We start from the raw sequence: 22,509 nt of genomic DNA on the forward strand, positions 1-22,509 counted from the left end.
TACCTCAATTATATTACTATGAAACCACGCACAAAGCAAAGCAAGCAGGAGACTTTCCTGCTTGCTCTGTATGCTGCTCAACCTTACCCACCTTACAGCAGCAGGCTTTTACTTAGCAACAACTGTCTGTTTGGCGATACGCTCTGGAACAATATCGTTGGCAATAAGATCCGTATAGCTTTCACGACGCACTACAAGATCGCTTTGTCCGTTCTGTACGAATACTAAAGCCGGACGGCGAAGACGGTTATAGTTGCTGGCCATGGAGTAATTATACGCACCTGTGCAGGCTACAGCCAACAAATCGCCGCTTTCAGCCTTCGGCAGCTCTACATCCCAGATCAACATATCTCCGCTCTCGCAGCATTTACCAGCGATGGAGACAGTCTCAGTTGCGTCTTCGTTAGCACGGTTAGCAAGCAATGCCTCGTATTTAGACTGATACAAAGCAGGGCGTGGATTATCGGTCATTCCACCATCAACAGCAACGTACTTACGCACGCCAGGAATGTCCTTGTTAGATCCTACAGTGTACAATGTAGTACCTGCATCTCCAACAATACTACGGCCCGGCTCCACCCAAATTTCCGGCAAAGCACTATAAATTCCCGCAAAATGAGTCTTCACTGCATCCGTAATCGCTGCAACATATTCAGAAACATGTAGTGGGGTATCTCCCTCAACATAACGAATGCCGAAACCTCCGCCAAGATTGACTACACGGAAGTCCACTTCCAAGCCTTCTTTAACACTGCGGGCAAAAGTTGCCACACGCTCAACAGCCAGCTGGAAACCATCGGTTTCAAAGATCTGCGAACCAATATGGGAATGCACACCAAGCAGCGTGATATTCTTTTTGCTGACTGCTGCTTTCACTGCTTCATAGGCCGATCCGTTACCGATATCAAAACCGAATTTGGAATCCGTCTGGCCAGTTGCGGTATATTCATGAGTATGCGCTTCTACACCTGGTGTCACCCGCAATAAGATGTTCACATTAACTTCTTTACGTGCGGCAATGGACTGCAAAAGGTTAAGCTCTACCAGATTATCGACTACAAAGCAGCCGATTTTGGCATCAATCGCCATTTCAATCTCTTCAGATGTCTTATTGTTGCCATGAAAATGAATACGTTCTGCCGGGAAGCCAGCTTGCAAAGCTGTATATAGTTCGCCGTCAGATACAACATCCAGTGACAAACCTTCTTCATCAGCCAAACGAACCATTGCCATTACTGAAAACGCTTTGCTTGCGTAAGCTACTTGGAAACCAAGGCCGGAGGCTTTAAAAGCATCCATATATTCCCGGCAACGTTGTCTAACCAATTGCTCGTCCAATATATATAGCGGGGTTCCATATTCCGCTTTCAATTCAGTTACATCACATCCGCCGATCTCCAAATGCCCAGCATCGTTAATGCGGCTAGTACCGTGTAGAAACATTCTTTAGTCCTCCAATTTCTGTGGAATATCAAGGTTCCACCCTGTCTTAGTGTATTCAGTATAACAGACAGTGGGAACTCCATTGAATGGACTAATTTGCAGTAGTTTTGTATTTTCCTACGATTGTTACTCATTCTCTTGAGATGGCGGCATTCTAGTATTGTCTCTGGTTTTGTTAAAAGACGGTCTTTCCTTCGAACTTAGGACCGGTTTACGCAATAGAATTTCACTCATTGCCTTTGCATTAAAGGGTATAAACGGCCACATATATGAGGAGTTATAGGACCGATGAGTGGTTAAGAAGATAGTCAGCAACGTCGTGCCAATCATAAAGCCTGGTACCTGGAACGCCGCTACGGCAATTAATAACACAAGCCTGACTATACGATTCGCCAGACCCAGCTCATAACTCGGAGTCGCGAACATACCGATTGAGGCTACCGCCATATATAGTACTACTTCGTTTACAAACAGACCGCTCTGCACCGCTATATCACCAATCAATATGGCTGCAATCAGACCCATCGCTGAGCCTAAAGGTGTTGGGGTATGCACGGCGGCCATCCGCAGTAAATCAACCCCAAGCTCTACAATCAGAAACTGAGCGAGAATAGGAATTCTCGCTGTCTTTTGCGGCCCGATAAAATCCAGCATAGCAGGCTTTAACTCAGGATGGATAACAAGCAGCATCCATAACGGGAGCAGGAACATGGAGGCGAAGATGCCGATGAAACGGACCCACCGCAGATATGTCCCCATAAAAGGAGTCTGACGATTCTCCTCCGCATGCTGGCAAAGATCAAAAAAGGTGGTCGGAAGAACAATTACAATGGGTGAGGTATCCACGAATAATATGACCCGTCCCTCCAATAAATTGGAGGCAACAACGTCAGGGCGTTCAGAATAACGCACCATAGGATAAGGGTTCCACCCTCCGCCGATAATCGCTTCCTCCAATTGCTTATCCGCCAGTGGAATACCATCGATATCGATGCTGTTGATTTTATCGATGACAGACGTAACCTGTGTTTTATCAACGATATCATCGATGTAAGCCACACAGACATCTGTCCGTGTCCGCCGTCCCACTTGAAACATTTCAAGCTTCAGCCCCGGATCACGTATCCGTCTTCTTACAAGTGAAATATTACTAAGCAGGGTTTCTGTAAAACCATCACGCGCACCACGTACCACCCGATCAATCGAGGGTTCATCAGGACTTCGCATTGGGTAAGATCGAGTATCCATTAGGATAACTTTGTTCTCACCCTCAATAAATAGTGCGCTCATTCCTTTTAATACTTTATCGAAACATTCACTTAATACACTACCCTCTTCAACTTGAATATGAGGGATGTATTCGTTCATAAAGCTACCTAACACACCTGCGGACAAATTTTCTGAAGAAAGGTAGGTTAGTCGTTTCAGAATTTCATCCGTTACATCTTCGTTGGTGAATCCGCTTAAACAGAGTAAAGCTGTCTTATGTCCCCCAAAGGACATTTCTCTAAACGTCACATCAAAACTTGATCCCAGTCCCATCACTTCGGTCAGCGTGTTTTTTGTTTCTTGTAGAGAACCTGGGATATGATCATTGCCTTGCCAATAAATAACGGATTCCTTTAATGAGTTAGAATGCTCACTATCGCGTTTGTCTTGCAGCTTATTTTTCCCTTTGTTCTGAGTCTGCTGCTTCGCCTGCTTCTTCGAAGGCTTCGGTTGAGCTTGAGAACCCTCCCCGGTTCCGGTACCGTTATCTGTGCCTCCTGCTGCCTGAGCATTCTGATCCTGTGCCTCATCATCTAATTCCGAATCCTCTGAATCCATACCAAATAACCTGGCAAAAAAACCTTTACTCGGCTCATTGGGCTCCTGATTGCCGAGCTCATCCGATGCTTCTGCATCTTGTTGCCCTGTTCCCTGCTCCGCAGTGGCATCTGCTGCATCCTGCTGCCCTGTTCCCTGCTCCGCAGTGGCTTCCGCATCCTGCTGCTCTGTTCCCTGCTCTGTAGTTGCATCTGCGTCTTGCAGCTCAGTGCCTAATTCGGCTGACGCCTCTGCATCCTCCTGGTCTTGGCTAGTTTCAGTTGTTGTAGAATTTTCCGCTGAATCTTCACTTTCCCCGATAGCTGAAGCTCCTACAGGTTCTGTGTGATCTGCAACTAGATCCGCTGCAGTTGTCTTCATTGCTGCAGCAGCTGCAGCATTATCTTCCAGATGGTCATCTTCCGGTGCAGAATCACCGCTGTGAATAAACTTGCTCATTTCATAACCCCCTGTTTACTGTCGGTATACAAACCAGTCGAACAAAGAACCCGCGACCTTCCCACTCACCATCGCCATTAACAGACCGAATAGATAATGTGTCATATTTAAGCGTTTAGCGAGTATCGGCAGCACATTTAATACCTCGGTCAATGCTGCAGCGAGCATCCCGACAAAAATCCCATCAAATAGTCCTACACCAAGTTCAACTAGAGGACCTGAGGTAATTTTCCAATTCCAAAAATCACTAACAGTACCTACTAAAGATCCACCTACCATCGCGCCTTCATACCAATGAACTTTATCGTAAGAAGAGGTTAATTGCGCCAGACGCGGCACCATATCCAGCACAACAAATAGAGCGATCACTCCACCGCCTACAGCAATACCACCCGCAATGCCCAGCAGCAAATTTAGTCCCAGTGCTATGGGTGCCGTCATCTTCAGTCCTCCGTATTCTCAGATTGGTTTTCACTTCGGCGCCTCATCTTGCTGTATTCCTCATTGATGACATATTGGTCGATGTTCTTCTGATACAGATACATTTCCACTTCCAGCGGAGTAGGCTCCTCGTTCCACTTCTTTTTAAATAAATGGTTGAAAAAAATGACCATCCCAAACCCGATGCCCAGAGAATAAGCAATCTGAAATATATAGGGATGCTCATCCCGATGACCCGTTAGCATCTCCACAATTCGAATTTGTACCTCCAGCATATTTACATCAGCATGAAAGTTCATAATCGTCAGAGCAGACCCAAAGAAAAGCAGCAGCCACACTAAAACAAACATCGCCACCGAAGGTTTCCGTCTCTCCACCTGACTCTCAATCTGTACAATCGTCCTCCCTTCACCGATCGGTTCAATGTCTGCATTCGGTATAAGTTCATATATCCGGGGGATAACCATCAACAGATCAATCAAAATCAGATTGCCGTCACTTTGCTCCGGCTTCATTAAGAGAATTGTCTCCAACGACTCTTTCAGCTCAGGCTCCGCTATCAAAAAAGCAATATCACCCAATGTGACACCTTTACCCTTGGGAACCATCACCCGATTTTTAAGCTGTATATAGATGGTGGGAGCAGAATGTTGTTTCATCCGCATTCCTCCTAAAGGTTATGGTGAAGCTCAGGTCCAAGATAACGGTAGTATGGGAGTAAAGCCTTATTTTTACTCTTGCTGCTCTGAATCAATTTCCTGAAATACTGAAATGTTGCTTGTTTATAGGTATCAGGAAAGGCCAATCCTTCTTCTGGAAATTAAAAAGAAGACAGCTCAAGGTAATTAACCTTAAGCTGTCTTCTTGTTTCTGCCAATTCATCAGTTAGATCGCAAGTAATCCAACATACCGTGCCTGTTCAATTTCATCCAGAAACGAAATATCCATTCCATTGATAAATGTAGTTGTCATCATTGCTACTCCTTTACAGAACCAAGTGTCATCCCTTTAACAAAATATTTTTGCAGGAAAGGATATACGATCAAAATTGGAGCGGCTCCGATAAATATTTGCGCGGCTCTCACCGTCGTCTGCGAGATCAGCTCCATTTCCTTTGGATTGATGCTCATGGAGCTCATATCCCGTTGAATGATAACCGTCTGCAGGAATGTCGCCAGTGGAAATTGTTTGGAATTATTCAAATACAATAGTCCATCAAACCAGGAGTTCCAATGGAACACCATACTAAACAAGGCAATCGTAGCGATCGATGGTAAAGAAATCGGCAAGTAAATGCTGAACAACGTACGGAAATGTCCGGCTCCGTCTATAAGCGAGGCCTCCTCCAGATCTTTTGGAATACCACGGAAGAAGTTCAGCATCAGAATCACCAAGAACGTATTTACCGCACCTGGCAGAACAAGTACCCAGAAGGAATCCATCAAACCAATCTTTTGAATCACAATGTAAAATGGAATCAATCCGCCGTTGAACACCATACTGAAAACGAACAACCAAGAGTAGACATTACGGCCCTTGAAGGCTGAGTTTTCTTTGGACAACGGGTAGGCTGCCAGAAAAGTAATTAATAGTGTAAGTCCAGTCCCGAGTATGGTTCTTTGTACAGATACCCAGATGGAGTGTAGGAAGATTGGATTGTTTACTGTCTTTTTATAAGCTTCCAGAGAGAATTGCTTTGGCCATAATCCTACCAAATTGGCGTCAGCTGCCGACTTCGCGCTAAAGGATACAGCCAGCACGTGAATCAAAGGTACAATACACATCAGTGCGAGCAGGATTAGAAAGCAAGTATTAAACACATTGAATATACGATAACCTCTTGTTTTGTAATACATAAGTTGTCTCCCTCTTCCTTTGGTAGATTAGAAAATGCGATATCCTGCCCACTTCTTAGCCAAACTGTACGAGACGAGAATTAGGATCATACTAATGGCCGACTTAAACAGTCCGATTGCCGTACCAAAGCCCATCTCACCATTCAGAATAGCCGTGCGGTACACGAAGGTATCAATAATATCGCCTTTCTGATAGACCAGTGGATTGTAGAGGTTAAAAATCTGGTCAAACCCTGCGTTCAATACATTTCCGAGAGCCAAGGTACCTACCACCACAACCATTGGCAATAGAGATGGCATTGTGATAAAACGTGTCTGCTTCCAGCGGTTAGCGCCGTCTATTTCAGCAGCCTCATATAATGAAGGATTGATTCCTGCTAGAGCAGCTAGGAAGACGATCGTATTATAACCAAATTCCTTCCACACATCTGTGAGAATAACTGTGAACCGGAACCAGTTGTTATCCCCTAAGAAAAAGATGGGTTTGAAGCCCATGCTGCCTAAGATCTGATTGACAAAACCATCTGTAGCAAGCAAATCCAGCAATATCCCGCCGAGAATAACCCAAGATAAAAAGTGAGGCAAGTAAACCAGCGTCTGAATAGTGCGCTGTATGTATACCTTGCGAATCTCATTTAACAAAATGGCGAACACAAACGGTACAGCCAGATTGAAAATCATTTTTAGAACAGCAATAATCAATGTATTCCAAATGACCTGCATACTGTCATTACGTTCAAACAGATAACGGAAATTGTCCAATCCAACCCATGCCGAGCCTGAAATTTTCAGCCATGGCTTATAATCCTGAAATGCCATCACAATTCCGCCCATTGGAATAAAGCTGAAGATGATCAGGAATATCATCGCCGGCAATAACATCAAGTGAAAAGGCCATGTTTTTTTTAGTGTTCTCATCCTTGGTCCCCCATATCGTGTCAAGTTCTTCTGTAACCATACTCAAATTATAGCAACGCCCGAATTCCTCAAATAGCGAGCAAAACCAATATATATGGTACAAAAGCAATCTCTTTATCACATAGAAAAAAGAGGACTCCAAACGCAAACAGGGACCCTCCCTAAAGCCTAATACTACGGCTGAAGAGACGGTCCCGTTTGCTGCTTTTTACCTAGCCAAACTAAATCCAAACCTTATTTTACGCTGTCATACCATTCGTTAACTTCTTTAGTGATTTGATCGCCACCACCTGATTTCCAGGTCGCTACAAAGGAATCAAATGCATCCAGCGGTTTGTTGCCATAGATGATTTCATTAAACGTTTGGTTCTCAATTTTGTTCAGATAGTCCATCTTCGATTTCATAGTTTCGGTCGTAGGACCTGTGAACATATTCTTAAAGGATTTATCCTCTTGCGCCAGCAGAACTTTTGCAGCAGCTGGGGTATCTTTACCATAATTCACAGCTACGTCTTTCTCCAGGCGGGTTGTTGGCTCTGCGCCATCTGCCAGGTTAAGGAGTGCTTTCATTTGGGCATCCGGGATCCGGGCACCGTCACGAACCAGCATATAACGAACGCTATTCACATAACCGCCAGCAATTTTATCATTTTCGATCATCTTGCCGTTCGCGTCTAGCTCATAGTCGTATCCTGCAAAAAGACCGTTATCCAGTTCACTGCCTGGCGTTGGATTAGCAAAGTTATCGAACAGATAGTTTTGATAAGTAAAGAAGGCTTCTGGATTTTTCATTTTCGTGCTGATCAAAGTTACACCGTTAGTGAATTGTGTGCCATGACGCATAACTTTTCCTTCCGGACCCGCTGGAATTTCAATTGGAGCCCATACTGCATCTGGAGAGTTCTTCACGGTATCCTGAAGCGGCCAGCCGCTCATCCAGTAAGGACCCGGGAGAATCCCTGCTGTACCTGCAACTGCTGGTTCGGCAGTTTTGTTCTCATCCCAAAGAGCTGCTTCCTGAGGAATATAACCTTTCGCCAACCATTCCTTCAGTTTTTCTAGCCCTTGCTTCATGCCAGCATTTACCGAGCCGTATTCTAGTTTACCATCAGCATCTAGATTCCATTGCTGTGGCAAGGTTCCGTAAGCACCAAAGATCCAAGAAGGGTCGCCCATCCAAGTGTTCATCGTTGTTTTAAAGCCGATACTAAGTGGAGTTACCTTGTCTGGTGCCAAGCCATCAGGGTTCTGATTCTTGAACGCATCCATCACTTTTTCCAGCTCATCGATCGTCTTCGGTGCTTGCATATTCAGCTTATCCAGCCAATCTTGGCGGATCCACAGAATGTAATCATGGTTATATGCATAATCGAGAACAGGCAGACCCATTCTTTTTCCATCACGGCTGTATTGGTTCCAAACGTTAGGATCCTGTGCCATCGCTTCTTTCCATGTATCTGAAGCATATTTATCAAACAAAGTTCCTACATCAGCATACATGCCGGAATCGATCAAATCCTGTGCAATTGTGTTGTCGGCTGTACCGATGGTTACGACATCAGGCATGTCCTGACCTGAAGACATGGATAAACGCAGCTTCGTACCAAATGAGCCGTTCGTATCTGTGATGGACCAAAGGGACTTAATGTTGATGCCGAATTTTTCTTTAGCCCATTTTGTAGCCACGTTATTCTCAATGCTTTCACCGTTTTTGAATTTAAGCTCAGGGTCCACGCCCCATGCGGTTGTAAATGTCACCTCAGGATCGTATTTATCCTTGTAGGCGTTTTCAGAATTGGAAGCTGTATTTGCAGTCGCTTCACCAGCTGTTTTATCTCCAGCAGTGTCTTTACTATTAGCAGCGTTATTGCCTGAACAGCCCGCAAGGCTACCCGCCAAAAGCATGCTCATACACAGGAGCGGCAGCCATCTTTTTCTCTTCATCGCGCTCATTTTGTTCCCCCTTGGATTCCATAAGTGTTGGTTACAATTTAATTATAGGGAACGATTCTAAGCCCGAATACGTCATTTAAACAAGGTTTCTGCACCTTTCTCAACCTCTATCCGTCCCGGAATTCATTTGGTGTCATATGGTAGTGTTTTTTGAACATCTTACTGAAATATTGCGGATTTTGATATCCAAGCTCAGAGGTGATTTCATAGATTTTTTTATTCGTATTTTTAAGCAGATAAAGTGCCCGTTCCATCCGCATCCGAATAATATAGTCCCCAAGCCCTTCCCCAGTCTCAGCCTTATAAATCTTGGACAAGTAGACAGGATGCAAATATACATGATCGGCAATGGTTTTGACGGACAGCTCATGACCCGAATGGTTTCCTACCAGCTCATGGACCTGCTTGATAATATAACTTTTCGTATTCTGATCGCTTTCGGATAGCTCCTTCTGAAGCTTATCGAGCATATCAAACGCCCATTCTTTAAGCTTATCAAAAGAAACAATAATACTCTGCGTCAACAACGGATCTAAAGCGTATTGGTCAATCTTGGAGATGAACTGGCCACTCTTATGCGCTATATACATAAATGCATTCGTTATCGATAGAAAGACCTCGTACAGATGTTCACTAGAAAACCGTGCATTCTCCATATCCCGGAACACGTCAGCAATTTTTTGCCTTGCTGTATCCCATTGTTTGGATTCCAGCAGATGAATGAGTGTAGGTGGACGATAAAGACATTCGAGCGATTTGATGCTCATCGTCTCCTGATGCTGGCGATCATCCAAAAACAGCACGGAACTGGATTCATCATGTGCTGCCAAATACATCGAGCTAAGGCCGCTTCGATAGGCAGCCGTCATCCCCTCTGGAAAGGTGAACCACTCCGTTACAATCAGTGAAATCTCACCCTTGAGGTAATTGCTTACACTAATTTGGAAATTCGCGATCACCGCTTTTAGGACTTGCTGCCTTGCAGCTTCATAGTTAGCCATTTGCTCCAATCTCTGCTGAACTGCCGGCTTTAATTCAACAAGCAGAATCAAGCAATCATGCGGCGCTTTGCAGAACCAGACATGGAACTGCTCCTTAAAAAGCTCCTCGGCAATGTTACCGATCGCATATTCCATTAGAGAAACCGAATGGTGATCCATGGCGGCATAATGTTTACCAAGCTGAATCAGCAGCATCGCCGCTTCAGCGTCCGGCTGGAAGGAGATTTCATATTCCTTCAGCTTAATGGCCAGCGTCCGCTCGGACAGCACCCTGCCAAGAAGCAATTCGTGCATCAGATTAGCCCGCAAAACACTGTAATCGGCTTTGCGATTATACAGCAGCAAATGATATCTATCATGGGCTTCCCATTCATCTTTCAAAGATTCAATCGCACCGGATACGCTTTTGATAAACTCGTCATCACTTACCGGCTTCAAAATATAATCAAATGCCTGCAGTTGAATAGCTTTTTTCGCATATTGAAAATCGGAATAACCCGTCAATAAAATGGACCGAATATTTGGCCATTTCTCGCCTACGGCTTCTATTAATTGCAGGCCAGTCATTCCTGGCATTGAAATATCAGTAACCATAATATCTATAGCCTGCTGTTCCATAATTTGCAGAGCTTCAGCACCCGATGCCGCTTGATGCACCTGCTTCACCCCGATTTCAGCCCATGGAATAGTACGAGCTAAACTTTCCGTAACATAGGGCTCATCATCAACTAACAACAGCTCTATCATTCTTTCCCCTCCTAGATGTCATTCCATTTCATTGTCTGTGTAGGGCAGCAACCACTGCAGTGTCACCTGTAACCCTCCGAGTGGAGAAGGCGAGATGCGCAAACCAGACGTCTCCCCAAAACGCAGCCGCATTCTCTGATGCACATTCCATAAACCGCAGCCCATTTCTTCATCCATCGCCCTGCTTAGTTTATTTTCCAGTTCTATAATTCCCTCTGGCGTCATTCCCTGACCATCGTCCTCAACCGTAAGCGTCATTTCTCTGCCTACACATGAACCCGTAATCCGCACCAGGCCCTCTTTGGCGATGGGCTCAATTCCATGTATAACCGCATTCTCCACCAGAGGCTGCAGTACGAGCGGCGGAAGCTCTCTTTTGCGCATTTGCGGTGGGATATTGATCTCATAACGAAGTCTGCTCATCCTCATCTTCTGGATCTCCAGATAATGATTCACAAATTCCACCTCTTCAGACAGCGCAACCAAATCACGTTCCTGACGAGTGGTGTATCTGTAATATCGGGACAAATTATGCGACATTCCAACGACCGCACCCATATTATCGAGCTTCGCCATACTTGTAATAAAGGAGAAGCAATTATAGAAAAAATGTGGATTAATCTGTGATTGAAGCTGCTTTAAGCGGGCTTCGCGAACGTGGATTTTCTCCATCAGCACATTCTCGATCAGCATCTGAATCTGTTCTACCATACTGTTAAACCGGCCGGACAGAAAGCTGAATTCATTCTTCCCTTTAATCTCCACTCGCGTAGAATAGTCCCCTTGCTTCAACCGTTGAAAGCCTCCAACCAATAACCTTATAGGTACCTGCACTTGAACATATAACAGATAAGCTACGAGACAGCTCATTAACAACAAAGCACTGATCGCAAAATAAAATAAACGATTAGAGGTCAGGATCGGATGTAAGATTTCAGTTAGCGGCATATAGTCGATCAAATACCAGCCCATTTTGTCCGAATAGACGATATTTACACTGTAGGATTCACCTTCTATTTTGACCGTGCGATTCTCACTAGGTTTCAGTTGGGTCTCTTCCAGCCTGTCTACCAATTCTTTGGCTAACACCTTGTCGGCACTGCGGTTAAAAATAAGTCCTGTTCCCTGCTTATAATAAAAAGGATCTCTTCTGCCATCACTCTTGAATTTATCCAGCATATCTTCTATGTTCCGGCTGTCGAACTCTACCTTCATAATCGTTTTGACTTTTTCCGGAGCGAATTCTGACATAAAAGGTGTAAAAGAAAACCACGAGAATACGAAGCGGTCACCCTCCTGCCCTTCAATCTTCTCCACATGCCAGCCTGACTTCACTTCCCGCTTCAGATCCTCATCTTCGTATAATTTCGCATCATTTTCAGATACCATACGGTGAATGGATGGGGAGTATAAATACAGCTTACTTTTCCAATTGGAGGAGCTTTCTTGAATGCTGATTTTGGTCTGAATCCGTTTGATCAGGTTTATCGTATCCAGATTCAAACGCCCTTTTTCCAGATAAGTATCCTTAAGGCTGAGGATATCAGGATCATGGATCAGCAGAATCGGCCACGAGGACAATAACTCCATATTACTTTCTACCTGATTCTGAAAAAAACTAAGCTGATTATTATTCGAAGTATTTAACTCCGTACGCAGCACATCCGTGGTCGTTTTATTGGAATAGAAGTAAAGGATGGTTATCGGGATCAGCATAATGACCATGATACTCACGATTTTGGTAAATAAATTATATCTATACACGTTCCTTCACTCTCCGGCTCAAATGTCATAGCCCCTATTGTACAAACAATCCCTACTTGCGAAAAGATAAATATCTAAAAAATGTGGTAAAGACAGGCCCTAACTGCCTTTTCGAGCACAGTTATTGCCTGTCTGCCTATTATTGCTGCAAAAGATTGAGTATGATGTAAGCTGCTTCAGCGCGTGTTGTATGGGCTTGCGGGCGGAAATTGCCATCTTCGAATCCATTGATAATCCCAGCCTGCGCAAGCGCTGTTATCCCTTCACTGGCATACATCGAGATCAGGTCTTTATCTTTAAAAGAAATAACGTTCACATCCGTCTGATCGTTCACTTTCTCCACCAACTTAAGCGCACGATACGAAATAGCTGCCATTTCTTCACGGGACAATTTATCATTCGGGCCAAAAGTGCCATCCGCATGTCCTTGTACAACACCCAATTTCCCAGCAGTAATCACAACAGAGCTATACCACGCATCAAGGTTCACATCTTTAAAACTGCCTGTTCCTCTTTCTGCTTTTAGCTCCAGCGCGGACAGCAGCATGCTGACAAATTCAGCGCGTGTAACCTCCCCTTGCGGATTAAAGATCCCGTTTCCTATTCCTTGCACGATCCCTTTAGCCGTCAAGGATTCAATCGCTAACGTGGCCCAATCTGCTGCTTTTAAATCTGTGTACCCCACCTCTGCGTACCCCGCAGCATAAATGCTGAAATGACTTGGATTAAACACAATCTGTTCCGCGGTTGGGTTGTACCGCACAGCTTTGATAACTTCAAGTTTTCCATCAGCAAGTATCGAATAAACAGCAATCCGCTGGCTCTGCTCCCCGAGCTTCAGCTTGTAGTGGCAGGCTACCGATATTGCTCCTTTTTTGAAAACATCGATAGAAGTCCCGTCTACTGACACTTGGATGTTATAGGCCGGGTAGTCTTTTGCTCCAGTTGCCAATGGTGCAGGCAAGGTTGGCGCAGCTACCTGAACCAGTGTGAGCGTTAGTTCCTTAGCTCCCGTCTTTATAATTCCTGCACTAGCTTCCGTAGAAACCGTAACAGAGGCCGCACCATATACAATTACTATTTGAGGATGTTTGCCCTGCTCTAGTATAGAACTCAACGGAAGATGAACGACTGCTCCCTTAAGCTCTCCCGTCGATGGCAGAACAGAAATAACCAGTTTTTCATCCGCCGGAAGCGTCGACAGCGCCTTATTGATATCCTCTATACTTAGCGTGATATCAGCTATACCGGAAATTCCTGCTTGTGCCTTCACCTGAAGTTGTCCTGCCGCTGTATGTTCGACCACTGCTTTATTTGCTGAATTTACAACGCTTGAATCTCTGACCGTGATGACAGGATCAGGATTAACTCCCGTTCCGGGTTCTTCACCAGTGCCAGGATTCCCTTCCGTTCCGGGTTCCTCACCAGTGCCGGGATTATTTCCTCCCGTTCCGGGTTCCTCGCCAGTGTCAGGATTTCCTCCCGTTCCGGGTTCCCCACCAGTGCCGGGATTTCCTCCCGTTCCCGGTTCCTCTTCGCCCCCCTCACCGGCCACCGGGGTTTTGAAGACATTTAATGAAGAGAGTGCATTCCCTGCAAAATCGAACATTGCCTGATTCTCCCAAGCATTTCCTTCGCCTACCTTCCAGCCTACACCTTGCACTGGAATCCAAGCTGGTTCCCAATAGAACAAGCCTGTTCCTTTACCATCGGGTACTTTGGACAATACATTCATTACTGTTTTGACCTCAGCCATTTGACCTGCAACCGTAGCTGGGAAGCCACTGCCGTCTAGCTGATCCTGACGAGCGATGTTATTCTCAAAGTTGTCGCCGTCCTGCAACGTGTAAGGATATGCGGTTTCCGTCACAATCACTTCTTTACCATATCGTTTAGAGATATCGTCCAAGTTAAACTGCAGGCTATCCATCGTTCCGCTCCAATACGGATAAAAGGACGCGCCGATCACGTCATAATCAAGATTCCGCTTCGTTAATTCGTCAAAGAACCAACGAAACATATCATTTTTGCCACCTTCAGCAAGATGGATCATAATTTTGATATCCTGATCTGCACTCTGGCTGTCTCTAACTCCCTTCACTCCACTCTCTAGAAGCGGAACAACCTTCTCAAAAGCATTCTCTTGATCATAGGATTTGCCGTCAGGCCATAACAAGCCCCCATTAATCTCATTTCCGATTTGGACCATATCGGGTGAAGCTCCCTTTTCCTTTAGCTCATCCATAACATCTTTGGTATAGTCATATACCGCTTGCTTCAATTCATCATAGGAGTAATCCGCCCATGCTCCCGGCTTGTTTTGCTTTCCGGGGTCAGCCCAGAAATCAGAATAATGGAAATCAAGCAACAGCTTAAACCCTTTGGCTTTGACGCGCTGCGCCATTTCCACAACATGCTCACGGTCATTATAGCCGCCAGCTTCCTGAGGATCATTCCATAAACGTAGCCGAATGTAATTTACACCCCGGCTTTTAAGAATATCCAGCAAATCCTTTTCTACTCCATTGTCGTAATACTTTCCACCGGCATCCTCAATCGCTTCCAGTGTGGAAATGTCCGCACCTTTTATGAACCCGGATTGCAGCACAAGCGGAGTAACCTGAATATCAGCTGTGGGTTGTAGGTCTGTCCCTGCAACTTTCCCCATTACGCTGTAAGTTCCTTCAACCGCGTACTCCGCCTCAGTAAGGTCATCCCAGGTTACAGGCAGCTGTTTGCTTGACCCATCTTCGTATATAGCCGTTACCACTGATGGCAATAAAGCAGGCACATCCGTAATTGTGCTGACATTTATGCTCTCAAATCCGACAATAGGCGTGCTGCTGTCACCTACTACTGTTACCTTCGCCACTGCCTTCTGCACAGTACCTGAGATAGAACCGCTTACTGTAAAGGTTCCGGGACGGGAATACTCTGCTGGCAGGATCACATCCCAAGTAACCTGAGCATCCTCCGTGTCAGAATTGCTATATACCACAGTTACAACACTTGGAAGCTCAGGGGCTTGCCCAATTTCCGTGTCCAACCGTACTGGCAGTACAGTTTGTATTTCACCCTGTGCCGGCTCATGCGGCGGGCCGGCTGCGGGAACACCCCAGACCTTCAGATCATTAATGGCTGCCCATTTTCCGCCGTTGATGCCGGTCAGGTTGACCCTTACATAAGAAACATTCCGCAGCTTGAAAGCATTGTACTGAGTTTGCTCTACACTGCTACTCTGACTTTTGTCCACAACTGTTGTCCATACCTTATGATCACGTGATACTTCAATCGTATATTGATTAATGTAACTCCATGCATTCCAGATGACGGTTGCACCTGACAAATCATATGCACCTTGCAAATCTACTTCCAGCCAATGAGGAAAGCTCCCGTCATTCGCCGTCCAATGTGTGTTCCATTCATCCGCATCCACTGCGTTACCCGCTTCATACCCTGCAAGCTCACTATCTGATATTGCAGGCTTACCTAGGGCAATATTCTCATCTCCTGCCGCTTGAGCAGACGGCCCAAACGTAAAAGGGGAAATAAGAAAGGTCAGAATCATAAATAATACAAATGATTTCTTCAATGTCTGTTTCCTCCTAAATAATTTAATAATGGATTATGTACTCAGTGGCACAGTCATTTTGTGCACCCCCTAATTGTAAACGCTTTATTAATTCTGCTATATGTTACATTAGAAACATTTCAGCAGTTTTTGCAGTCGATTTGATCTAAGCAAGGAGTAAAATCACATACAAAAAAAGATGATCCGAAAGCCATAAGGCTTCGAATCATCTTTATATAGGTAGAACCATTCCACTTCAATTTGCTCAGAGCGTTTGTGGTTTGGACTGTTGATTAGATAAAAAGAATAAAGCGACCCAGATCAAGGCAAATCCGAGAATCTGCGGGATAGTGACCAGCTGTTGGAACACGATCCAGTTGATGATTACTCCCGTCATAGGAAAGCTGAGTTCAGCTAATGTGGCGAAGGAAGCTTTGGTCGTGCTAAGCCCTTTGTAATACAACAACATACTAAGAAGTCCTGGCAGCAAAGCTTGCAGCAATAGATTAATCGCAATGGCTGCCGATGCACCAAACCCGCCATGAATCTGCCACGGTGCACCTTCTAGCGTAGTGATAACGAACAGTAAAGGAAGCGCAAGGATAAACCGCAGCGAAGTCACTGTCTCATATTTCATAGAACCGAGCAGATAACGTCCCATGACTGTCGATCCCCCCCACAGTGCAGCTGCTCCCAAGGCCATCAGACTGCTAACCCCAATAAAGTTATTCACATGTCCGAAAGGGATACTCCAGCCAAAGGTCAGCAGATAGGTTCCTACCAGCGCCAACACAATGAGTGGTCCGAAATTTTTAGGCAAACGTTCTTTAAGAATTAAAGCAGCTAGACCGATCGCGAATATTGGCTGAAGCTTTTGCAGTAACAGCACCGCATTCAAATCCCCACTGGAAAGTGCCATCGTAAATAGGATCGTCGCCCCGGCAGAACCTCCCCATGAAACAATCAATAAAGCACCAATCTGGCGAAATCCAATTCCTTTAAGCTCCGCCCGGTGACGCCAAAGAACAGGTGAAGCAGCCAAGAAAAGCACCACATGCTCCAGAAGAACAATTTGCGATGAGGTCAAAGATTTTAACAGGATGATACGAAAGAGCGGATCAACGCCCCATAATGCTGCACCAATCACAACGAGCCAAAATCCACTGCGTAGCGCTGATGTACTGCCAACCTTAGTTGATGATGAAGCTGTAACATTACTCATAATTTCATTCTCCTTGTCGATACAAACCCTCGATAAGAGACCAAAAACCCCCGAATTACCAAAAAGGTAAACTCGGGGGCATTATCAATAAAGACGTACAAGGATAGACTCCTAGCGTCTTTATCTTATGATCCTCTCCCATCCGGACTTTACCGTCGGCTCTGGATTTACACCAGATCAGTCACTTCTCTGCAAGCAGAACAAGTGAGTCGCGGGCTCAGTTCACTTTGAACATTACCGCCGGTCGGGAATTTCACCCTACCCCGAGAATCTTGTATTCCGTTGTTTTTTTCACAATCTCAGAATAAACCTCTTCTTGCCATTCGTCCAGTACTTTATGAAAATGTACACATTACTTTCATGTTTCGCAGCATTTTATTACATGTTTGTTCGTAATTGTTCTACTGCTTCATCCAAAAAACTTCTGTATAATGAAAATATGTTGATTTTTCCATAGTTTAGTAATCATGTCGAGGAGGTTGTTATGAAAGAAGCATTCTGGACGAAGTTATTGTTCTCCATCTTTGCCGTTGGAGGAATAGCTTTTTTAGGATTCATAGGTGCTATAATTACTGCGCTTTACGGAGGACTGCTGTTTTATACCCCACTTGTGGCAATCTTAGCGATCGTATTAGCCATCTATGTTGTACTTATCATATTTAATGTGTTGTCACGAAAAACAAGCAATATTGTATTGTTATCTATCCTCGGACTTAGTCTGCTCGCGACCGCAGGATATGAGATCAAGCAAGCGTACGTCAACAGAATTGCCATGGTCGATGATCGGGAGGTTAATCTGCTACAATATGAACCCTTTGCTGAGAAGACCAAAGCAGTGAATCTGGATGAACCTTCTTCCTATCATATCGCTAGCAATCTTCCAAGATTGGACGGCGCAACCGCACTTTATCCACTGTATTCAGCTTTCGTTCAAACTACTTATCCTGAGGGTTATTATAATCCGTATGATTTTCAAACAAGTCAAGTAATTTGCAGCAGCACACCTGAAGCTTACAAGAGATTAATTGAAGGAGAAACCGATATTATATTTGTAGCGGCTCCGTCAATCGCACAACAAAAAGAAGCTAAGCGCAAAGGTGTCGAACTGAAGCTTACGCCGATCGGCCGCGAGGCCTTCGTATTTTTTGTAAACAAACGAAACGACGTAACCGGACTTTCCACCGCTCAACTTAAAGATATTTACGCAGGCAAGATCACAAATTGGAAAGATTTAGGCGGAGCTAATAACCGAATCCGTGCTTTTCAACGGCCTGAAGATAGTGGAAGCCAGACGATGTTGCAAAAGTTTATGAAGGACACTCCACTCATGAAGCCGCCTCAAGAAGACGTAGCGGATATTATGAGCGGTATCATTCAACAAACCTCCAGCTATCGAAACTATAAAAATGCACTGGGCTACAGCTTCTTATTTTACGCCTCAGAAATGAATCGGAACGGGGAAATAGCCCTGCTGGCCATCGATGGTATCCAACCAGACAAGGAAAGTATTCGTAGTGGACAGTACCCATTGGCAACAGAATTTTATGCAGTGACCGCGGGAAGCGACAACCCTAATATTCAACCCTTTCTGGATTGGATTCAATCTTCTCAAGGTCAGAAATTGGTAGAGAAAACAGGTTATACATCGTTAAAATAACATATCTCTAGCGAATGAGAGCTATCCCAAATGTTTGGGAAGGCTCTTTTTCTATTTTTATACCGAAAATTTTCCTTTTTATCGCTTGTAGAGCGCAACTTTTGGAAACTATTGTCGTTTATACTTTATACGAGCCTTAAACGGCATCAAAGGAAGAAAAAGTAAGAATTGCTAGAGACCAATAAACGGGGATGGTAGGGATTGCAGATGAAAAAGTTTGGTTTTTTGGCGTTACTGCTGCTTTTGTTGGTGCTGGTTCATCCAGGAACTGGTTATGCCGGCTCTACGGAAACACACATCAACCTAGACGGCAACGATCTTAAGATTTCCAAAGAAGCACAGGTACAAATTGTAAATGGCAGTGTAATGGTTCCTCTTCGCGTTGTTGCGGAACAGCTTGGTTATACCGTGAAATGGGATAATGTGGCCAAGACAGCGATCATTGAGCAAAAGGGAACTACTTTAAAACTGATCGTGGATAATACGATGGCAGAAGCTTCAGGGAAACAGGTCAAACTGGACAACCCTCCGTTTCTCAGTGGCAGCACAACCCTTGTTCCTTTAAGATTTGTTGGGGAACAGACAGGAACTACTGTCGGTTGGGACAATGTAACCAAAACCGTATATTTAACCTCTCCAGTGCCTGAGGTTGGGGGAAGCGATCCGGAAGTTACGGTTCCAGAACCCACTCCAACAGCACCTTCGGAGAACGGATCAACCGGGAATACAGCAACTGAAGGGAATAGCTCAGTGACTGCAGTCACCAATCTTAGCTTCATCAATAACCAGCTGGTTATTGCAGTGAACGGCAGTATAAAACCTACCCTGTTCACTATGACAGACAAAGACCGAATTGTCGTGGATTTACCGAATACTGGCTTTGGAACCGACTTCCATCAGAATCTTTCCGTAGGAAAGAACCAAAGCGGACAGTTAACGGTTACCGACTATCCTAATGTCTCTGCCGTTCGCTATTCATTGTTCAGCAGTTCCCCATCGACCATTCGGATCGTCATTGATCTAAACAGCGCTAATAGCTACAGTCTGATAAATGCTAATGATGGACTTATTATTGTGGATCTTAATGGGACTAGCGTTACGCTTCCTGAAACCACCTTACCAGAAGTACCGGTTACAACTCCTCCACCTTCTACCGGCAACACAGACAAGAAGATAATCGTCATTGATGCAGGACATGGAGGGAAAGATCCAGGGAGTTCAAGTGTTAACAAGCTTAAAGAGAAAGATTTCACCTTGCCGACAGCACTGAAAATTGCAGAATTACTAAAGAAAGAACCAAATATCGAGGTTATACTCACGCGCAGTGGCGATACATACCCAACTCTACAGGACAGATCTAACCTCGCCAACAATGTAAAAGCCGATCTATTTATCTCTGTTCATGCCAATAGTATTCCGGCGGGCAGTAAAAGTAATCCTAGTGGCACAGAGACCTATTACACACGTAACGATAGCTTATTATTCGCTCAAACCGTTCACAAATACCTCGCAGTTGCTACAGGACTGCAGGACCGAGGGGTTCGTCAAGCTAACTATCATGTAACAAGAGAAACCAAAATGCCTGCAATATTATTAGAATGTGGTTACTTAAGCAATACCAAGGATGAAGCATTACTCTTTACCCCGGACATCCAGAATAAAATAGCCGAAGCAGTAGTTTTAGGAATCAAAGAATATTTAGGTCGTTAAAAAAATGGGTGTCCCATTAGCCATGCAGGCTGATAGGACACCCATCTTTTATTCGGTAGTTGTGTTCCAAACACTCATTCGTTCCCGCAGATTCGAGGTATGTAGCTCTAGCTGTATACCATCCGGATCTAGAAAATTGACCGTCCAGCCTATTCCCCGTTTGATTGGCCCTCTAATTATGGGCACATTCTGGGTTTGCAATACTTGGACGGCTTCCTCAAAATGTTCCTCTGCAATACTAAAAGCGATATGGTCTACCCCAACTACTTTATCTGCAATCGCCATATAATCAGGCTTTTCAAGAAGACATATCCAGGCACTTCCCCATTCCAGATAAGCATCAGTTTTACCTCTATGAACTAGCTGAAGGCCCAGAACTCCTGTGTAGAAATTCAGGGAATTCGCTAAATTACTGACATTTACGGTCACATGGTTAAAGCCTTCTACCTGCATCTTTATTCAGCCTCTCAATCTTCTTAAGCCAGCATAGTGACAATTCTTTTGCGTTTCTCTGACTCAGGATCATAAGCTACATGCGTATCTTCATCAAAGATCAAGGTAGCCCGTTCCTCCAGATTGTATTTCGGCCATAACCTCTCTGCTGTAGCCGGATTTCCTTGATGAGCGAAAGCAATCCAAGCATCATGCATAACTTCAGCCAACTTCTGCATCGTTGGATTAATTTCTGCCCTAAGATGGGTTAGATGAGATAGATTATTAAAGGCATAGACGATTTCTGCACTATGCACAGCTTTATTTAACAATGGATGACCTGGGATCGTGCCGTCAAAACGGTACATCCAGACAGGTGCATATTTCAGTTGGTTCTCTGCCAGGGACACCGAGGTTCCCCAGAAGTAAAGATCCGTTAGAATTTCGGCTTGTCCCTCCCATGAGGATGAATAATGGTTCGCAATCTCCTTCAGACTCCCAGTACCCATCATCTGCTCCAGCGCCTTGAGTGAATCGTCAAAGTCTGCCTCAGGCGATTCTTCTCTGAAGAACAAGTTGCCCTCATCACGATTGGTTCCGATCAATAGCGGAATACCCTGTGCCGATCCTTCTGCCACAGCCTGTGCAGGTTCTACAGGAAGTGTATCCCCATCAATGACAGGCTGAAATAACATACCTATTGAGCCACCTGTTAATTTTTTAGTCATTCTTGCGGCTGCATCGATAATTTGTTCAGAAGAAAATGTTTGCAGAAGACTGGCATCTCCATCTGGAGCAATCCCTAATTCAGCTAGTAGTGCAGCTGCAATGTACTTCCCCTGCTCGGAAGGCAGCGTCTGAGCAGCCCCGCTTTGCATAATCGCACCAGCGAACAACCCCTTCGCTGCTGGCATGGCCAAAAGGGCTGCGATACTCATACTCCCTGCTGACTCCCCGAATACAGTTACCCGCTGCGGGTCCCCACCAAAAGCAGCAATATTCAGCTTTACCCATTCCAGTGCGGCGATTTGATCCAATAAACCTTGATTAGAAGCAAGCCCATGGCCAAATGGAGACAAATTCATGAATCCAAATGGACCCAGCCGATAGTTAATGGTCACTAAGATTACTTTGCCGCGTTCAGCGAAGCTTGTGCCGTCAAACTGCGGCTGACTTCCAGCCCCGGTCACAAACGTCCCCCCGTGAATCCAGAACATAACCGGCAGGGGCTCATCATGAACTGCTGGCGCCCAAATATTTAAATACAGACAATCCTCGGAATGAAGCGGCGTCTTGCCACCGAACCGAGTACCTCTCGTATCCGCTGGCTGATGACTAACTGGACCAAATTCAGAAGCATCTCTAACCCCATCCCAGGCTTCTGGTGGCTGTGGTGCACGAAACCGAAGTTCTCCAACAGGTGGAGCTGCAAAAGGGACCCCACGCCAAATGTTCACATCGCCCTCCTGTATTCCTTGAAGCTTACCATAAGAGGTTACTGCTATTGGTGCTCCCATTACATTTCACCC

Annotated in this window: 15 protein-coding genes and 1 riboswitch; of the genes, 2 read left to right on the forward strand and 13 right to left on the reverse strand. The window is 45.0% G+C overall.

Going from position 1 to position 22,509, the window contains the following annotated elements:
• Positions 1 to 108: 108 nt before the first annotated feature.
• The 11 genes from lysA to NSQ50_RS20960 form a co-directional block, all read right to left on the reverse strand.
• Positions 109 to 1,443 (reverse strand): diaminopimelate decarboxylase, encoded by a 1,335-nt coding sequence (gene lysA, locus NSQ50_RS20910; protein WP_036676133.1) that lies wholly within the window; start codon positions 1,441 to 1,443, stop codon positions 109 to 111.
• 126 nt (positions 1,444 to 1,569) lie between these two features.
• Positions 1,570 to 3,270, reverse strand: coding sequence for a spore germination protein (locus NSQ50_RS20915; RefSeq protein WP_076223087.1), 1,701 nt, complete (start codon positions 3,268 to 3,270; stop codon positions 1,570 to 1,572).
• Positions 3,271 to 3,723: 453 nt separating this feature from the next.
• Positions 3,724 to 4,149: a stage V sporulation protein AB gene (locus NSQ50_RS20920; protein WP_036676132.1), complete on the reverse strand. Its 426-nt coding sequence runs from the start codon at positions 4,147 to 4,149 to the stop codon at positions 3,724 to 3,726.
• A gap of 2 nt (positions 4,150 to 4,151) precedes the next feature.
• Positions 4,152 to 4,808 carry a stage V sporulation protein AA gene (locus tag NSQ50_RS20925; protein ID WP_036676129.1) on the reverse strand — a complete coding sequence of 219 codons (657 nt, stop codon included), beginning with the start codon at positions 4,806 to 4,808 and terminating at the stop codon, positions 4,152 to 4,154.
• A gap of 318 nt (positions 4,809 to 5,126) precedes the next feature.
• Positions 5,127 to 6,005 carry a carbohydrate ABC transporter permease gene (locus tag NSQ50_RS20930; RefSeq protein ID WP_076104427.1) on the reverse strand — a complete coding sequence of 293 codons (879 nt, stop codon included), beginning with the start codon at positions 6,003 to 6,005 and terminating at the stop codon, positions 5,127 to 5,129.
• Between the two features lie 27 nt (positions 6,006 to 6,032).
• Positions 6,033 to 6,923 (reverse strand): ABC transporter permease, encoded by an 891-nt coding sequence (locus NSQ50_RS20935; protein ID WP_036676126.1) that lies wholly within the window; start codon positions 6,921 to 6,923, stop codon positions 6,033 to 6,035.
• A gap of 234 nt (positions 6,924 to 7,157) precedes the next feature.
• Positions 7,158 to 8,876, reverse strand: a complete 1,719-nt coding sequence (locus NSQ50_RS20940; protein WP_076223033.1) for an extracellular solute-binding protein — start codon at positions 8,874 to 8,876, stop codon at positions 7,158 to 7,160.
• A gap of 107 nt (positions 8,877 to 8,983) precedes the next feature.
• Positions 8,984 to 10,624 (reverse strand): response regulator, encoded by a 1,641-nt coding sequence (locus tag NSQ50_RS20945; protein ID WP_038572455.1) that lies wholly within the window; start codon positions 10,622 to 10,624, stop codon positions 8,984 to 8,986.
• Positions 10,625 to 10,642: 18 nt separating this feature from the next.
• A complete protein-coding gene (locus tag NSQ50_RS20950) occupies positions 10,643 to 12,388 on the reverse strand; it encodes a sensor histidine kinase (protein WP_038572456.1) in 1,746 nt (581 codons plus the stop codon).
• 139 nt (positions 12,389 to 12,527) lie between these two features.
• Entirely contained in the window at positions 12,528 to 15,980 is a 3,453-nt protein-coding gene (locus tag NSQ50_RS20955) for a glycosyl hydrolase 53 family protein (protein WP_076223031.1), read from the reverse strand.
• Between the two features lie 244 nt (positions 15,981 to 16,224).
• Positions 16,225 to 17,181, reverse strand: coding sequence for a DMT family transporter (locus NSQ50_RS20960; RefSeq protein ID WP_076101508.1), 957 nt, complete (start codon positions 17,179 to 17,181; stop codon positions 16,225 to 16,227).
• Between the two features lie 126 nt (positions 17,182 to 17,307).
• Positions 17,308 to 17,456: riboswitch (FMN riboswitch) on the reverse strand.
• 209 nt (positions 17,457 to 17,665) lie between these two features.
• Between NSQ50_RS20960 and NSQ50_RS20965 the strand changes: the two genes are divergently transcribed.
• Both NSQ50_RS20965 and NSQ50_RS20970 read left to right on the forward strand, forming a co-directional pair.
• Complete coding sequence (locus NSQ50_RS20965; protein ID WP_076101509.1) at positions 17,666 to 18,838, forward strand: PstS family phosphate ABC transporter substrate-binding protein; 1,173 nt, start codon at positions 17,666 to 17,668, stop codon at positions 18,836 to 18,838.
• A gap of 207 nt (positions 18,839 to 19,045) precedes the next feature.
• Positions 19,046 to 20,548 carry an N-acetylmuramoyl-L-alanine amidase family protein gene (locus NSQ50_RS20970; RefSeq protein ID WP_076223084.1) on the forward strand — a complete coding sequence of 501 codons (1,503 nt, stop codon included), beginning with the start codon at positions 19,046 to 19,048 and terminating at the stop codon, positions 20,546 to 20,548.
• Positions 20,549 to 20,596: 48 nt separating this feature from the next.
• On the opposite strand, the gene NSQ50_RS20975 is transcribed toward NSQ50_RS20970, so the two are convergent.
• Together NSQ50_RS20975 and NSQ50_RS20980 are read right to left on the reverse strand one after the other, a co-directional pair.
• Positions 20,597 to 21,001, reverse strand: coding sequence for a VOC family protein (locus NSQ50_RS20975; RefSeq protein ID WP_038572459.1), 405 nt, complete (start codon positions 20,999 to 21,001; stop codon positions 20,597 to 20,599).
• A 23-nt stretch (positions 21,002 to 21,024) separates the two neighbouring features.
• Positions 21,025 to 22,497 carry a carboxylesterase/lipase family protein gene (locus NSQ50_RS20980; RefSeq protein WP_038572460.1) on the reverse strand — a complete coding sequence of 491 codons (1,473 nt, stop codon included), beginning with the start codon at positions 22,495 to 22,497 and terminating at the stop codon, positions 21,025 to 21,027.
• Positions 22,498 to 22,509 lie beyond the last annotated feature (12 nt).

The sequence above is a fragment of the Paenibacillus sp. FSL R10-2788 genome, assembly GCF_038003885.1.
GTDB classification, from domain to species: domain Bacteria; phylum Bacillota; class Bacilli; order Paenibacillales; family Paenibacillaceae; genus Paenibacillus_AQ; species Paenibacillus_AQ odorifer.

Bases quoted from the DNA above. Each gene is read 5' to 3' on its own strand.
- NSQ50_RS20945 (WP_038572455.1), bottom strand. From the start codon at position 10,624: ATGATAGAGCTGTTGTTAGTTGATGATGAGCCCTATGTTACGGAAAGT.
- NSQ50_RS20935 (WP_036676126.1), bottom strand. From the start codon at position 6,923: ATGAGAACACTAAAAAAAACATGGCCTTTTCACTTGATGTTATTGCCG.
- NSQ50_RS20915 (WP_076223087.1), bottom strand. From the start codon at position 3,270: ATGGATTCAGAGGATTCGGAATTAGATGATGAGGCACAGGATCAGAAT.
- NSQ50_RS20930 (WP_076104427.1), bottom strand. From the start codon at position 6,005: ATGTATTACAAAACAAGAGGTTATCGTATATTCAATGTGTTTAATACT.
- NSQ50_RS20975 (WP_038572459.1), bottom strand. From the start codon at position 21,001: ATGCAGGTAGAAGGCTTTAACCATGTGACCGTAAATGTCAGTAATTTA.
- NSQ50_RS20920 (WP_036676132.1), bottom strand. From the start codon at position 4,149: ATGACGGCACCCATAGCACTGGGACTAAATTTGCTGCTGGGCATTGCG.
- NSQ50_RS20960 (WP_076101508.1), bottom strand. From the start codon at position 17,181: ATGAGTAATGTTACAGCTTCATCATCAACTAAGGTTGGCAGTACATCA.
- NSQ50_RS20925 (WP_036676129.1), bottom strand. From the start codon at position 4,808: ATGAAACAACATTCTGCTCCCACCATCTATATACAGCTTAAAAATCGG.
- NSQ50_RS20980 (WP_038572460.1), bottom strand. From the start codon at position 22,497: ATGGGAGCACCAATAGCAGTAACCTCTTATGGTAAGCTTCAAGGAATA.
- lysA (WP_036676133.1), bottom strand. From the start codon at position 1,443: ATGTTTCTACACGGTACTAGCCGCATTAACGATGCTGGGCATTTGGAG.
- NSQ50_RS20970 (WP_076223084.1), top strand. From the start codon at position 19,046: ATGAAAAAGTTTGGTTTTTTGGCGTTACTGCTGCTTTTGTTGGTGCTG.
- NSQ50_RS20965 (WP_076101509.1), top strand. From the start codon at position 17,666: ATGAAAGAAGCATTCTGGACGAAGTTATTGTTCTCCATCTTTGCCGTT.
- NSQ50_RS20940 (WP_076223033.1), bottom strand. From the start codon at position 8,876: ATGAGCGCGATGAAGAGAAAAAGATGGCTGCCGCTCCTGTGTATGAGC.